General features: G+C 45.8%; 9 protein-coding genes. All 9 read left to right on the top strand.

Features of this window, described 5'->3' with window-relative positions:
• Positions 1 to 201: 201 nt before the first annotated feature.
• Complete coding sequence (locus tag FSB84_RS24305; protein ID WP_158644098.1) at positions 202 to 3,534, top strand: SusC/RagA family TonB-linked outer membrane protein; 3,333 nt, start codon at positions 202 to 204, stop codon at positions 3,532 to 3,534.
• Positions 3,535 to 3,544: 10 nt separating this feature from the next.
• The gene (locus FSB84_RS24300; protein ID WP_130540445.1) at positions 3,545 to 5,005 is read left to right on the top strand and encodes a RagB/SusD family nutrient uptake outer membrane protein; all 1,461 of its coding nucleotides are present in this window, start codon (positions 3,545 to 3,547) and stop codon (positions 5,003 to 5,005) included.
• An 11-nt stretch (positions 5,006 to 5,016) separates the two neighbouring features.
• Positions 5,017 to 5,802 (top strand): hypothetical protein, encoded by a 786-nt coding sequence (locus FSB84_RS24295; RefSeq protein WP_130540444.1) that lies wholly within the window; start codon positions 5,017 to 5,019, stop codon positions 5,800 to 5,802.
• Positions 5,803 to 5,846: 44 nt separating this feature from the next.
• Positions 5,847 to 6,767 carry an ABC transporter ATP-binding protein gene (locus tag FSB84_RS24290; RefSeq protein ID WP_130540443.1) on the top strand — a complete coding sequence of 307 codons (921 nt, stop codon included), beginning with the start codon at positions 5,847 to 5,849 and terminating at the stop codon, positions 6,765 to 6,767.
• Positions 6,768 to 6,781: 14 nt separating this feature from the next.
• Entirely contained in the window at positions 6,782 to 9,094 is a 2,313-nt protein-coding gene (locus FSB84_RS24285; RefSeq protein WP_130540442.1) for a Gldg family protein, read from the top strand.
• A 23-nt stretch (positions 9,095 to 9,117) separates the two neighbouring features.
• Entirely contained in the window at positions 9,118 to 10,410 is a 1,293-nt protein-coding gene (locus FSB84_RS24280) for a MutS-related protein (RefSeq protein ID WP_130540441.1), read from the top strand.
• A 72-nt stretch (positions 10,411 to 10,482) separates the two neighbouring features.
• On the top strand, positions 10,483 to 11,799 hold the full coding sequence (locus FSB84_RS24275) for a MutS-related protein (RefSeq protein WP_130540440.1): 1,317 nt from the start codon (positions 10,483 to 10,485) through the stop codon (positions 11,797 to 11,799).
• Positions 11,800 to 11,857: 58 nt separating this feature from the next.
• Entirely contained in the window at positions 11,858 to 14,179 is a 2,322-nt protein-coding gene (locus FSB84_RS24270; protein ID WP_130540439.1) for an ABC transporter permease subunit, read from the top strand.
• A gap of 278 nt (positions 14,180 to 14,457) precedes the next feature.
• Positions 14,458 to 15,939, top strand: coding sequence for a S41 family peptidase (locus FSB84_RS24265; protein WP_130540438.1), 1,482 nt, complete (start codon positions 14,458 to 14,460; stop codon positions 15,937 to 15,939).
• The last annotated feature ends 6 nt before the right edge of the window (positions 15,940 to 15,945 follow it).

Here is a 15,945-nt window from a genome sequence, read left to right as displayed (position 1 = left end):
CATCGGTTGAAAAGAAAACCGCCACGGTTCGCTCCCGTGACGGTTGGAATTCAGTTGATGTCAAATGGTCTTGCAACACATTTTTATTAACCGAACAAGTACGAAAGTATGCAAAAAACTGCTTTTGACTCCGGAACGGCTAAGGCTTTTTCCGACTGTCCGCCGCAGCGGTACCGGGGTCTAACCAAAACTCTGCTGGTAGTGAAACTAACTATTTTATTGACCGTGGTTGCTTTTTTCCAGGTGCATGCCTCCGGCACCATGGCGCAAACCGTGACCATCTCCGGTAAAGACCTGACTCTTAAACAGGTGTTCTCCGCTATCGAGAAGCAAACAGATTATGTTTTGCTGAATACGAAAGGCACTTTCGATGGGACCAAACCGGTTTCACTGACAGTACATAAAATGCCTTTGCGTGAATTCCTCGACTTCCTTTTGAAAGAAGAACAACTGGAATATGAGATCCAGGGTAAGACTATTTTATTGTCGCGCAAAGTTATGCCGGAAGCGATTGTTACAAAACCTCCCGCTGTTTTTCCGGATTTATTTCCGGACAAAGAGCTCATAACGGGATTCGTGAGGAATGAGCAAAATCGTCCATTTAGCGGCGTTAGTGTAGTGGTAAAGAGAACTGGAAAAGGCACAATCACTGATGCGGCAGGGCGTTTTTCCGTGCAGGCCGAACAGGGGGATATCCTTATTATTTCTTATGTCGGTTATTCAGATCAGGAAGTGAAGATCACTGGTACCACTGTAATGGTCAGTTTGAAAGTTTCCCCTTCTATATTGGATGAAACACAGGTCACTGCTTATGGTAAAACCAGCAGAAGACTGGCAACCGGTAATATCGGTACTGTAAAAGCTGATGAGCTCGAAAGGCAACCGGTAGCAACAGTGCTCGAAGCCCTCATCGGCAGGGTGCCGGGTTTAACCATCCAGCAAACGTCGGGAAATTCAGCTGCACCGATGAGGGTAACCATCAGGGGAATAAATACGATCAGTCAAAATGCCGTTACCGATCCGTTGTATGTAATAGATGGCATCCCCTTCATTACCCTGAATGTTTCCGACATAACAGGAAACCTGCCCATCTCTATGGGAGCGGTACAAGGTGGCTTGCCCAATGTACGTGGAGAGAATCCGTTGCTGAGCATTAATCCGATGGATATAGAAAGTGTGAGTGTGCTGAAAGATGCCGATGCAACATCCATCTACGGTTCAAGAGGCGCCAATGGAGTGATCCTGATCACTACCAAAAAACCAAAAGCGGGGCCAACCAGCTTCCGGTTATCGGTCAATCAGGGAACTACGTTTAATTCCAGGTATCCCAAATTACTGAATACCCAGGAATACCTCGCCATGCGGAGGGAAGCATTCCGGAACGATGGGATCATTCCCGATGCCTCGAATGCTCCTGACCTGGTGCGCTGGGACACTACCAAATACACTGACTGGCAGCGATTGTTTGTAGGTACAGGATCAGTAACCACTGTGAATGCCGGTATCAGCGGGGGCATGTCACAAACCAGTTATGCTGTTTCTGTCAAATATGACACCAGAAAAGAACTCATGAACAATGGGGGTAAGAATCATGGCGGCACTTTATTTACCAGTCTCAACCATACCAGTAATGACCAGAAATTTGGATTCAGTTTCAGCAACAATCTTTCACTTACAGAAGTGAACGCATCTCTCCTGGGCGACCTGGGAACGCTTGCTCCCAATGCACCTGATATCTACAATGAAAAAGGCGAATTCAATTTTGAACCATACAGGGTGAACAATGGGAGTTTGTTTAAGTTTTCAAACCTGAAAAAGCCCAGCGTAAGCAACACATTTGCTTTACAAAACAGCATGAACTTCAGGTATGAGATCATAAGGGGATTGACCATTTCAACAAATGCCGGCTACAGGTTTACACACAATACGAATGCAAGTTATTCTCCCCAGGCTGCCAGCGATCCTGTTTTGGAAGGATACTCATCAGCTATTTACGGCGAAACGGTGAACAAGGACTGGACAGTTGAACCCCAGATCAGATACAATGCATTTATCGGTAAAGGCAACCTGACTGTTCAGCTGATCGGCAATTTGCAAACTGTAAGTACAAGAAGTGAAACTATCCAGGCGCAAGAATTTCCTAATGATGCCCTGTTAAAAAGCTACAACAATGCTTTAAGAAAGACATTCGTTGAAAATTTCCGGCAGCGGAAAACCGTTTCCGGCGCTTTCATTGTAAGATATGCACTGGACAATAAATATGTGATCAATATCAATGCCAGAAGGGACGGTTCCTCTCATTTCGGGCCCGGTAAACAATTCGGGAACTTTGCATCTGCGGGTCTTGCATGGATCGCTTCTGATGAAAAATGGCTCCGGCAAATAATGCCATCATGGTTCTCGTTCTTCAAATTAAGAGGCAGCTATGGCATAACCGGCAGCGATAATATCCAGGATTATGAGTACTTGTCTCGATGGTCAAAATCAGATAGACTCGGGAGTACAAGGACCTTGTTCAGATACAATGGGCTGGATGCCTTTCATGTGATAAAACCGATGAATCAGCAATTCCAGTGGGAATCTACCACCCAATCTGAATTGGGCATATCAATGGCATTCCTGGAAAGCAGGATCTCGCTGGAGCTGTCTTTTTACCGGAAAGTTACCGATAACCAGCTGACAGATCTGCCCATGCCCATCCTCACCGGCTTCCCTTCGGTTATTGCCAACTCGGAAGCAAAAGTGGCTAACAAAGGCATCGAAATCGCCTTGTCTGCCAGTCTCATCAATACTAAAGACTGGCGCCTCGATTTTGGTTTTAATTTAGGCAGCAACAGTAATAAACTGCTTGCATTTCCCAACCTCGAAAGATCTTCTTACCGTGAAAGACTGAGAATCGGAGAATCACTCACCTCTCAATATTTTCTGAAATTTACAGGCATCGACCCTCTTACCGGAAATGGCACCTATGAAGACAGGAATAAGGATGGGGTAATTACTGTTGGCAGTGGAAATTTCCCACTGTCGGATATTGATGATCGTTATATTCCTGTGGATTTCAGTGCACCGAGATTCAGTGGTGGGTTCAATATCGATGCCAGTTACAAGAGCCTGTCGGTATCTGCTAATTTTTCATTGGTCAACAGGCGCATTGCTCATCCCTATCTTGTGATGGTGCCAGGACAACAAATGAATATCGCCATACCGGATGAAGTAAAGAATAACCACTGGCAAAAACCCGGCGATCAGGCAAAATATCCCAGGTACTCCACCACGGGGGCAAGTATTTCCAGGTCCTCTGATGCCAACTTTGTAAATGGATCTTATCTAAGGATGACCAACATGGCTGTTGCGTATAAACTCCCTGCAAAATGGATCAGTAAGATCAGGATGAAAGATGCGGGCTTTTCCATCAAGACCCAAAACCTGTTCACCATTTCGCCATTCAAAGGTGTAAATCCTGATCTGGAATCTGGCATTTTTGTAACGCCTCTCCCCACCACGATCGCCACCTCCATCTCCTTAAATTTCTAAAACCAAGAACATGCGATCCATCATTTTTTCTCCCATCACATATATATCAACCTGCATGGTGCTGCTAACCGGTTGCAGTAAATTACTGGAGGTAGAGCCACCGATCAATACCATTACCACCGAAGAGCTTTTCGTTACCAATAAACAGGCTGAATGGGCGCTTGCAGGTGTCTATTCAAAAATGATCAATGGAGGGGAATTAACAACCACTGCACTTCGTCAGATCGGCAATAATTATTTCGCAGCAGGCCTCTCTACTATTCTCGGCAGCCTTTCTGCGGACGATCTGTTTATGCTCGGTAGTACAAATTCAGTTACCGATCTGTTTGCTTCACAGAACAAACTGACCCTCTCCAATAGCAGCAAGGTTGATGCCATCTGGAAATCTGCCTACCGGGCGATCTACGATGCCAATGCTGTAATGGAAGGAATCGCAGCATCCACCTCATCTTCACTTTCAGACAGCGTAAGAAAACAATTGACCGCAGAAGCGCTTGTGCTTCGTGCCTTCAGCTTTTTCTACCTGGTGAATTTCTATGGTGATATTCCACTTACGCTCAGTTCAGAATTCCAGCAAACAGCCACTCTTCCCAGATCCCCGGTTGCGAAAGTATATGATCAGATCAAATCGGATCTGTTGAAGGCAAAGGCTGTTCTGACGGCTGATTTTGCTATAGGCAATAATGAAAGGGTTAGAGTGAATAAATGGTTTGCTGAGGCATTGCTGGCGCGGGTTTATCTCTATACAGGAGCGTATCAGTCTGCTATAACAAGTGCCAGTGAAGTGATCAATCACACTGGTTTGTTTGCCGCAGAGACAGATATCAGCAAAGTATTCCTTGCCAACAGCAAAGAGGCGATCTTCCAGTTGAAACCCACCAGTGATGAGCCCAACATTCTGAATCAAACACCTGAAAGCAGGCAACTGTATAATGTGCCGCCCGCCACAGGTACATATTTCCCTTCTTACGGCATCACTCCTGAATTATTGGGCGCATTTGAAGCCAACGACAAGCGGAAGAGTTTGTGGATGGTGCCCGTGCCTGGAGGCTTTGTTCCCGCAAAATATAAGAATGGCGCACCAGCGCAGTACTATACTGTCATGAGAATGGCTGAATTGCATCTCATCAGAGCAGAGGCCACTATGTTGTTGACACCAGCGGCAAAAACTACTGCCATCGACGACCTCAACATCCTGAGAAGAAGGGCAGGGGTGCCTGAATTAGACGATCAACTTTCTGCCGGTCAGGTGATCGAAGCCATTGCGCAGGAAAGAAGAACTGAATTGTTCACCGAATGGGGGCATCGCTGGTTCGATCTGAAAAGAACGGGGAAAGCGGAAGAAGTGTTGAGCGCCATTTCGCACAAACAACCCTGGTTGGGGAATTACCAGCTCCTGTATCCTATTCCGGTAGGTGAGATAGGAAACAATCCCGGCATTATTCAAAATCCGGAATACAATAACCGCTAAACAAAAAAAATATGCCCATCTTCTATACCGGTATAACCCGGACCATTTATTTCCGGAACCGGGTACTTTCCGCCATTCCTGTTTTTCTGTTGCTGACTTTTTTCAGCGCCTGCAAAAAAACAAAATTGTATGATGTAAACCCTGCAACCATTCAACCTGTCAATTTACTGGATGATGGTGTGGTGTTGCGTGCAAACCTGTCCGGGAAGCACCCGATCCGATACGGTTCGGCACTTGCAATGTTCAACAAATCATTTGACCAGCGAAACATATTCGTGAATAGCTTCCCTCAAAGAATGGATCTCTATGCACAACCGGACACCATGCCGCATGACCGGCCAGTGATCAGCGTTGATCTGCAACTGGAAACCGGTAAGATCTATTCCATGTTCATATATGGAGAAAAGGCAACTGCTACCTTTTCTATCCTGGAAGATCAATACCCGGCCTACAGGGAGAACGACAGCCTTACATTCATCCGGTTCGCCAACTTTAGCGAAGGCCAGCCGGTCAGTGTGAATATAAAGGGGATGGCTCCGGGATCCTTAATCCAGTCGTTGCCCTTCAAATCAGTCACTGATTTTGCCTTGTTCAAAGCGGCACCTGGTGTAGCGGATCATGAATTCGAGATAAGAGAGCAGGCAAGCGGCAACCTGATCACCAGTTTTGCAACCGTCAACATCGGCAATATCAATCTTCCCTTATGGCTCGGCAGACCATTCACCCTGATTCTTACAGGCCGCGCTTCCGGCACGGGCACCAACCAACAAAAAATAGTAGTGATGAAACACAGGTAGAGCCTGCATTTCCCTGCATGTAATAAAACATTTACCGTAAACATATGAGTACAGTCCTAAAAGTGGAGAATCTCTCCCACAGGTATGCCAGTGCCTGGGCTATCCGCGATATCAATTTCGAGATCACGCAATCAGGCGTCATTGGATTGCTCGGATCCAACGGAGCCGGCAAATCAACCACCATGAATATCATTTGTGGTGTATTGAATCAAACAGAAGGCAAAGTGTTTATCAACGGCATCGATAAAAGCGGGAACCCGAGGCTGGCCAAAAAACAAATTGGATTTTTACCACAAACTCCCCCGTTGTATACAGACTTTACGGTGAATGAATATCTCACTTACACCGCAGAGCTCCGGTTCATAGAAAAGAACAAGATAAAAAAATCAGTAGCCGATGTGATGGACAGAACAGGCATCAGTCATTTCAGTTCGAGACTGATCAAAAACCTGTCTGGAGGCTACAGGCAGCGCGTAGGCATTGCACAGGCCATCATCCATAAACCCAGTATCGTGATCCTCGATGAGCCAACAAATGGACTGGATCCCAATCAGATCATCGAGGCCAGGAAACTGATCAAAGAAATTGCACAGGATCATACCATACTATTGTCTTCACACGTATTGTCTGAGATCAATCTGCTCTGCAGGGATATCATCATGATCGAAGCAGGCAGAATGGTATTCTCCGATTCCATGGAGAGTTTCAATAATTATATCCAGCCTGCTTCATTACTTGTGAAAATGGAAAATCCACCAACAGCCAGCGAATTGCTGAAGATCCCTGGTGTTACAAAAGTGGAATTCATTTCAGACAAACAGTGCAGGATATTTTTCAGCAACGAAACCGGTATCTCTGAAGCCATCATCGCTGCCAGTATGCAACACAATTGGAAACTGCAGGAGATCAACCTGGAAAAATCCGTTTTGGACGATGTGTTCAAGCAATTGTCTCAACAATCTTAATCCTGTCAAAGAATATGAAAATCATTTTCAAGATAGCCCGTGCAGAACTAAGAACATTGTTCTATTCGCCTATAGCCTGGCTTGTACTCATACTTTTTTTTACAGTAGGTTCCGGGATCTTCGGTTTTGTGATGGAGAAGTTTTCGATTATGCAGGAAGTGGCCATGGATGCAAGCCCTGATTGGGGTGGATTTGACTTCGGCATCGGGAATTTAGTAGCCACCGGTATCCTTGGTATATTTAAAGTATACCTCTACCTGTTCGTGCCTTTACTTACGATGGGAGTGATCAGCAGGGAAGTGAACAGTGGTACTATCAGGTTATTGTATTCATCCCCCGTCAACACCAGGGAGATCGTTCTTGGGAAATACCTGGGGCTGGTAATGTATAATTGTATCCTGCTACTGGTGATCGCTATCCAGTTGTTCTCCGTATGCATGAGTGTAGAGCAACCGGAGATCAGCTGGTGTTTCTCCATGTTGCTGGGAATATTTCTGCTGATGTGTACCTATTCGGCCATTGGCCTGTTCATCTCCTGCCTTACGAATTACCAGATCGTTGCAGCAGTGATCACCTTTACCATGTTGTTTGTACTGGAAAATATTTCAACACTCTGGCAACAGTACGATCTCATCCGGGATATCACCTTTGCTCTCTCCATCTCCGGAAAGGCAGATCTGATGTTGGGAGGTTTGATAACCAGCAGAGAGCTATTGTATTTCCTGTCTATCATTCTGCTGTTTGTTGGGTTTGCAATGATCAAATTACAAAGCACGCAGGAATCAAAGAAATGGACCGTGAGGGCTTCCAGGTATGGGCTGCTGGCATTGATTGTAATACTGATTGGCTACTTCAGTTCAAGACCACGCAATATCGCTTATGCAGATACAACAAGGGATAAGGTCAATACACTACACCCTGCGATACAGGAAGTGTTGAAGCAAATGGATGGATCGCCGCTGACTGTTACGCTGTATACCAATCTCCTGGATGGAAAAGGCAGATACGGTTTTCCTCAGAACAGGAACAAATACATGAGAGACCTTTGGGAGCCGTACATAAGGTTCTATCCCAATATCCGGTTCCGGTATGAATACTATTATGATCACCGGGATGGAGATAGTTCACTCTATCAAAAATTTCCAGGTAAATCATTGGAAGAAATTACAGAGATCCGGGCAGAAATATTAGATATCCGCCACTCACTTTTCATGAAACCGGAGGAGATCAGAAAGAAGATCGACCTCAGCTCTGAATTTTTTCGGCTGGTGATGCAATTGGAATATAAAGGGAAAAAAACTTTCTTAAGAACCTTCGATAACCCTTTATGGCCGACACCGCCAAATGTGGCTGCCAGCATCAACCGGTTGACAAGAAAGGAAGATGTACGTGTTGCATTCGTAACAGGTCACTATGAAAGAAGTCCTTTCAATCATACAGACAGAGAATACAAATACCATACGAATGCCAAAGAGTTCTATACTTCACTGATCAACAATGGCGTGGATACGGATACTATTTCGCTGGCAACCGGAGAAGTGCCCAATGGTCTGGACCTGCTGGTAGTGGCTGACCCGAAATCAGCATACAATCAAACTGAGCAGCAGGCACTCATCAACTACCTCAATCAAGGTGGTAACGCCCTCATCTTCGCCGAACCTGGCAAACAGTTTATTCTCGCTCCGGTGTTGAAAGAAATTGGTGTTCACCCTGATGATGGTATCATTGTTCGCCCGGGCAAACATGAAATGCCGCATATCTTCATCAATAGCCTTACCAGGTCTGGCAACTTTCTGGCGAAGGAACCTGAAATGGAGATGTACCAGACTTATGGTACCAAAGGCGGCCTTGTACAAAACGAAGGAATGTTAAATCTAAGCTACCAGGAAATAAATGGCTTTAGCGTGGAGCCGGTGATAACCACACCAGGAAATGCAAAAACATGGATCGAAACCGGCGTGCTGGCAGTGGATTCAGCCCCTCCCGTTTTTTCTGCTGCTGAAGGCGATATACAGAAAGATACATACGTGATTGCATTGAAGCTCAGCAGGAAGATCAATAACAAAGAGCAGCGGATCATCGTTGCCGGGGATGCAGATTTCATGAGCGCGTATAGAATGCGACGCATCGGCATCGGCCTTGCTCTTCATAGTTGGACACTGTACAATAAGTATCCTTATTACGCCAACTTCCCGAAGCCGAAAGACAGGTTCCTGAAACTGACGCCCGCCTCAGCAGCCCTGTTGTTCAAAATATATGTTTACCTGATCCCCGCACTGCTGCTAATTATAGCCATTGTGCTGCTCGTTCGGAGGAAAAGAAAATAATAAAATCATAAACCGATCAAACAATGTTCCTCCAAACGGATGACCAGACAATAGAAGATCTCAGACTGTTCGCCAAGAGAGAAAGCAATGGCATCTATGATATCTACAATAATGCCTCCACAAGAGGAGGGGAGTTGTTACTGGAAAAAATGTTCCGGCAACCCTTATCAGATAAAGATGCCATAACGGAAAGAGCATCCGTGATTGCAGCTTTCGCAAAAGCGAAAACCATTTTTCCTTTTGAATCTTCGCTGCTCGACAGTGTTGAAAAATATATAGTTCACAATGAAGAACCCGGCAATGGACAAAAAACTGTATTGGGAGAAAAAGAAGTAAGCAGTGGTGTAAATGCTTTTATCGGATTGTTCCATTCCGTAAAATCTTTTGCAGAACAGGGAGCCATCGTTGGCATAGAAGAACTGCAAAAGGAGCGTTCAGCAATGCTGGCCCTTCTGCAAGATCCTGCACTGCAACCGGTGCTCAAAGAACAACCCGGTAACCGGCTCTCTTATGGAGCAGTCACAGCTTTTGATATCCTCATCCGGGTAAAGGAAAGGGAAAAAGTAACGGCAGTGCTGAATTTCATCTACCTGATGGATGTATTCATTTCAGTTGCGCGGGTAGCCACTGCAAGGAATTTCGTTTTTCCGGTGGCGCATCCCAGGGCCAGCAATATTTTGAAGGTCAGGGGAGTGTATCATCCGGAATTGAAAGAGCCTGTACCCAATGATCTGACGATGCATGCCGGCAAATCGGTTGTATTCCTTACCGGGGCAAATATGGCTGGCAAATCCACTTTTCTCCGTGCATTCAGTACGGCGGTTTACATCGCGCATATGGGATTTCCTGTGGCAGCCCGGCATTTGGAGTTTTCGGTTATGGATGGTATTTATACAACCATCAACCTGCCGGATAATTTGGGGATCGGTGCCAGCCATTTCTATGCAGAAGTACTGCGGGTAAAAAAAATGGCGGCAGAACTGGGCGCCGGTAAGTCGCTGTTCGTGCTGTTTGATGAACTGTTCAGGGGAACGAATGTAAAAGATGCGCACGAAGGCACTGTAACCATCACGCATGCTTTTGCAGGCAAAAAGACCAGTTTGTTCCTGATCTCGTCTCATATCGTTGAAGCGGGGGAAGAACTGAAACAAAGAAGCAATATCGGTTTCCATTATTTACCTACCCGCATGAATGGAACTGTTCCGGAATATACATATACGTTGGAAGAAGGCATCACAGATGATCGCCATGGTATGATCATCATCCGCAATGAAGGCATCCTGGAAACACTGGCTACGGGAAAGAAGAAAGGATGATAATAACCGGTGAGCTGCTGTCACCCGCTTCCCGGCGGGCGGCCGGGCCACACGCAAATAAAATCAAACAGTATGAGTTTTACTATAGACAGGCAATCCCAGGAAGAGTTGAACCTGATGGGAAAGTTCCGCCAGGGTTCCGTTTATTCACTCTTCAACCAGGTAAGAACAAGGTCCGGAGAGCAGTTGCTCGACCAGCTTTTCAAAACGCCATTGATGGATGAAAAGCAGATCAACAACCGGACTGCTGTATTTCAATTTTTCCAGCAGGCGAAATTGCAATTCCCCTTCGATCCGCAGCAGGTGCAATTGATGCAGGAATACGTAGACGTAACCGGAGAAAAAGGGCCGTTGATCACGCTGGTGAATATCCTTGTGAAAAAAACATTATCGTCTCTCACCCGCGATGAACGGTATAAATCCCTCATCCAGGGATTGCAGGCAAGCATCGTATGCCTCAAAAAATGCCAGGGTATCGTTGAGTTGTTATCCCGGCAGGAAGGACCATTCAGGCAACGTGCAGCCGAAATAAAATCGCTCCTTGATACTCCCCGGATTAATGCACTGATCGATACAGATATCTATGCAAACATCACCGTAAAGAAAATTGCTGAATCCGATCATCTGCTGAAGAACAAATTCAACCGGGAGATCAGAACGGTGCTTCAATTCATAGCAGAGGTGGATGTGAACATCGCCGTTGGAAATGTGGCAGCTTCAGGAGGATTCAGCTGGGCCACTGCGCTGCCCAAATATTCCAATACACTGCAGGCAACAGACCTGAAGCATCCCTGCATCAACGGAGCTGTTGGCAACAACATTTCCATGCAGGAGAACAGCAATGTGGTCTTCCTTACCGGAGCTAACATGGCAGGGAAATCCACCTGGATGAAAACGATCGGTATTTCCATGTACCTCGCCCATATCGGGTTTCCGGTAGCTGCTGTAAGTATGGAATTCTCTGTAAGGGAAGGTATCTTTTCAAGTATCAACGTGGCAGACAATATTGCACTCGGCTATAGTCATTTTTATGCAGAAGTGGTGCGGGTGAAAAATGCAGCGGATGCTACTGCTACCGGCAAACACCTCTTGCTGATGTTTGATGAGTTGTTCAAGGGTACGAATGTGAAAGATGCCTATGACGGTACACTGGCGGTAACTGAAGCATTTGCTGAATACCAGAACTGTCTGTTCATTGTATCAACACATATAATCGAAGTAGGAGAGGCGCTTAAAGGCCGGAAGAATATCCGCTTTCACTACATGCCCACCGTATTGGAAATGGGGGTGCCCAAATATTCTTACCGTCTGAAAGAAGGGATCACGGAAGACAGACAGGGAATGATGATCATCAGGAATGAAGGCATCATCGAACTGATCGGTCATTAGGATATTCCATTTACTCACGGTGCGCTAATTTTTCGATCAATTCTAAATAGAAATCGTAATGAGAATAATTTTCAAGATTGCGAGAGCTGAACTGAGGACCATGTTTTACTCTCCCATCGCCTGGATAATACTTGTAGTGTTCTTTGTTATTTCCTGTACAAGTTTCTTATCGAGGCTTACTGATTCTGCCAGGGAACAGGAGTTATTACTAAAGAACAGTATTGTACCGATTGAGTCCGAAGCATCGCTCTCATACAGCATGGTTGATGGCAGCCTGTTAAACGCATTTTTCTACATTTTCATTTTTGTGCCATTGCTAACCATGGGCACGATCAACAGAGAAGAGCAGTCTGGTACCATGAAACTGCTTGGATCTTCTCCGGTGAGCATCACTGAAATTGTGCTGGGTAAATACCTGGGCCTGATCCTGTTCAATCTCATGTTGATGTCTTCTGTTGCGCTGATCCTCTTTACCAGCTATTTCTGCGTTCATGATGCTGAAATGTATTTGTATCTCTCCATGCTGCTGGGACTGACATTGTACGCAAGCTGCCTGATGGCAATAGGTTTGTTTGTTTCCAGTATCACCAGTTATCAGGTAGTGGCAGGTATTGCTACATTTCTGCTGCTCAGTTTCCTGAATATGATGGGAAGCATCGGGCAGCAATATGACCTGATCAGGGATATCACCTGGTTTCTTTCACCATCGGGCAGAGCAGGCAATATGACGGCGGGACTGATCACTACCAGGGATGTATGCTACTTTCTGCTCATCATCATCCTCTTCCTGGGCTTTACTGCAATAAGGTTGAAAAGCAGGCAGGAGTCAAAATCATGGAGGGTAGCCCTGTACAGAAACACAATCCTGACCCTGGTGATCCTCACACTCGGTTATTTTACTTCAAGACCAGGTTATATCGGTTACCTGGATGTAACAAGAGAAAAAACCAATACCCTCGACAGTGCATCACAGGCTGTGCTCAAAGAACTGGATGGATCGCCGGTAACGGCCACCCTGTATACAAACCTGCTGGGAAACAAATTAGAATACGGGCTCCCGAAGTCAAGAAACGCTTACATCTGGATGTTTTGGGACAGGTATGTGCGTTTCTATCCCAACATTAAATGGAAGTATGTATACTATTACGATATCATGAATGGAGATAGTTCTCTTTACAGGAAATACCCAGGCAGAGACATACATTACATTGCGCGGCAAACCGCCAGGCTGAACAATATTGATGTAAACGATTTTCTGAAGCCGGGGGAAGTAAATAAGCTCGTTGATCTTTCCGGTGAACAAAGCCTGAATACATTGTTAGAGCTGGAGTATAAAGGCAAGAAAGCATTTGCACGATTTACGAATGGGGGCCAGGATGCCTGGCCAAAAGAACCTCCAATGTCAGGGACCTTCAGAAGGTTGGTCAGAAATAATACACCTCAGCTATTTTTCACTACCGGGCATTACGAACGCAGCCCATGGAGATTTGGTGAAAGAGAATTCGGTGTGCATGCCAACTTACAGTCGTCAGATGTGTCCATTGTGAATAATGGCATGGATGCTGATACGCTCTCCTTGCTGCACAAGGATATTCCTGCAAAAACCAGTGTACTGGTGGTTGCAGACCCGAGGTCGAAACTTGATGCAACAGAGCAGGACGCGATCCTTCGTTACCTGGAGAAAGGGGGCAATGCACTGTTCTATGCGGAACCGGGCAAACAACAAATGCTGAACCCGATCCTGAACAAGCTGGGAGTGAATCTCAACAATGGGATACTCGTAAGTCCCGGTCCAAACCGGGAAGCTCATAAGTTTGGCTACTTTTTGAACGATACAGGTAATTACATGGCCAGGGAGATGCTAATGCAGAAGTATCAAAAAACAGGCAAAGAGCCTGCCGGAGCTGAGTTTTCGGGCAATACTACCATCAGCTTCAAGGATACTGCCGGTTTCAGGGCCGTACCCATCCTCACTTTACCAGGTTATCCAAACACCTGGATCGAGACTGGTGTATTTGTGGCAGATTCTGCTGCTCCCATCTATACACCGGGAGAGGGAGACATACAGCAGGATGAGTACATCCTGGGAGTAAAACTATCCCGCACGATCAACAACAAAGAGCAAAGGATCGTGATCATGGGCGATGCCGATTTTATGTCGCCCAGATATAAGTCGGGTGGCAAGATCGGACTCGGCCTTTACAGCTGGCTGGTCAATAATGAATACCCGGTTTATAAAAAATGGATAAAAGTGAAAGACAATAAGCTGACGATCGGGAAGAACCCGGCAAGAGTACTCCGGTATATTTATTTGTATGGTATCCCAGGCTTCCTGTTGCTTACCGGAACTGTCTTACTGATAAGAAGAAAGAGAAAGTAAGTCCTGAAAAACAAAAACCTGTCCGGAAGGCGCCAGAACAATGCTGGCGCCTTTTCTTATGTAGTTTACCCGACCTGAATGTGTACATGAGGCGCATTAGCCAAAATATTTTTTTCAGACACCCCACCCATTTTCGCCATTTTAATGTCTTTATAACAGATTGATGTACGAATCAGGTCGTATATTGCGACCACTTTCAAACTTCATCTTTCATGAACGATAAAAACTAGAACCGAACTAAACAGAAAAACAAAAACGCCCTCAATTAAGTATTAGCTATGAAATTTATTTCCAAAACTGGCATCACCGCCTTACTGGCTGTGTATGGCCTCAACAGTACTGCCCAGGTCAAAGAGCTGCCTGAGCTCAAAAAAGAGGACATGATCTCCGATTACCGCCTGGCAATGGACATCCTCAAAAAGCAACACCCCAATCCCTTTAAGTTCATCGATTCTGCCGATTTCGATAGAAAAGTGGACTCCCTGATGAAGCTGGCGGAAAAAGAGGACAATGTTTTTTCCATTCTCCAGTATTCTCCCATCCAGCTGGTAAGAGATGTGCACACCAATATGCAGTTCTCCGCTGATAATAATCGCGACATGATCAGCAACCTGCGTTTCTTTCCTTTTCCCGTTGTGATCGAAAGAGGAAAGATCCTGGTGAACATCAAAGGCTCCGAGCTGCCTTTTGGTACTGAGATCCTCAGCATCAACAAACAGTCCGCCAAGGCGATCATCGAATCTCTCACTTCTGCCGCCTACAGTGATGGTTTCATCACTACCGGCACAGACAGGGTGGCTGGTAATTTCCAGACCATGCTCAGCCTCCGTACCCCTTATGCGAAAAGTTACGATATCGAGTATGCCGACGCCAAAAGCAAAGGCGCCAAAAAGATCACGGTTGCTTCCCTGCAAGCCTCACCCGGCGTGCATTCCAGCAATCAGGCTGTACTGCCCGTGAACCAACTGGCCCGCTCTTATTGGATCTACGGCAGCTATGACGACGAAAACAAGACTGGCACACTCACCGTGAATTCCTTCAACCTGCAGGAGTCATATGCGTACAAAGAGTTCAGCTCTTTCTTCAAGGAAGTGAATAAGCGTGGATACAAGAACGTGATCATCGATATCCGTAACAACGGTGGTGGCAACCCTGCCATCTCTGCGCTGCTCTTCTCTTTCATGGCTCCAAAAGCTTTCCAGAACGTGTACAATTACAGAACGAAGAATGTAGATGTTTTCTATCCCGAGCATGCTACCACGCAGGGCAGGAAGATGAGCGATGAAGATATCCGCAACAATAAACAATTCCTGTATCAGCGTTTTGATCTCGACAGCACTACAGGTTTCTATGTTGGCAATGCGCGTTTGAAAGAAGGACAACTGGAGAATTTCCCTCCTGATAAGGATGCGTTCAAAGGAGAGATCTATGTACTCGCTGGCGGTGGTACTGTTTCTGCAGCTACCTATTTCGCTTCGCTGGTGCAGAAGAACAAACGTGGTCTGGTGATCGGTAAAGAAACAGGCAGCGGCGAAAATGCCACTACAGCAGCCTGGTTCCTGACCTATACACTGCCTAAAACAAAATCTGTACTTACCGTGCCGATGTCTGAATTGTATTTCTTCAATTCTCAATCAGACAATGGCCGCGGTATTTTACCTGATAAAGAAGTACCGATGGACAAGTTTATTACTTACCTGCAGCAAACACAGGATCCTGAATTAAGCTACACTATGGAGCTGATCAAACAAGGTAAATAATAACAA

Origin of the sequence: Pseudobacter ginsenosidimutans (genome assembly GCF_007970185.1) — a bacterium.
GTDB lineage: Bacteria > Bacteroidota > Bacteroidia > Chitinophagales > Chitinophagaceae > Pseudobacter > Pseudobacter ginsenosidimutans.
The sequence above is the reverse complement of the archived record's forward strand: the minus strand, read 5'-3'. Positions and strand labels throughout refer to the sequence as shown.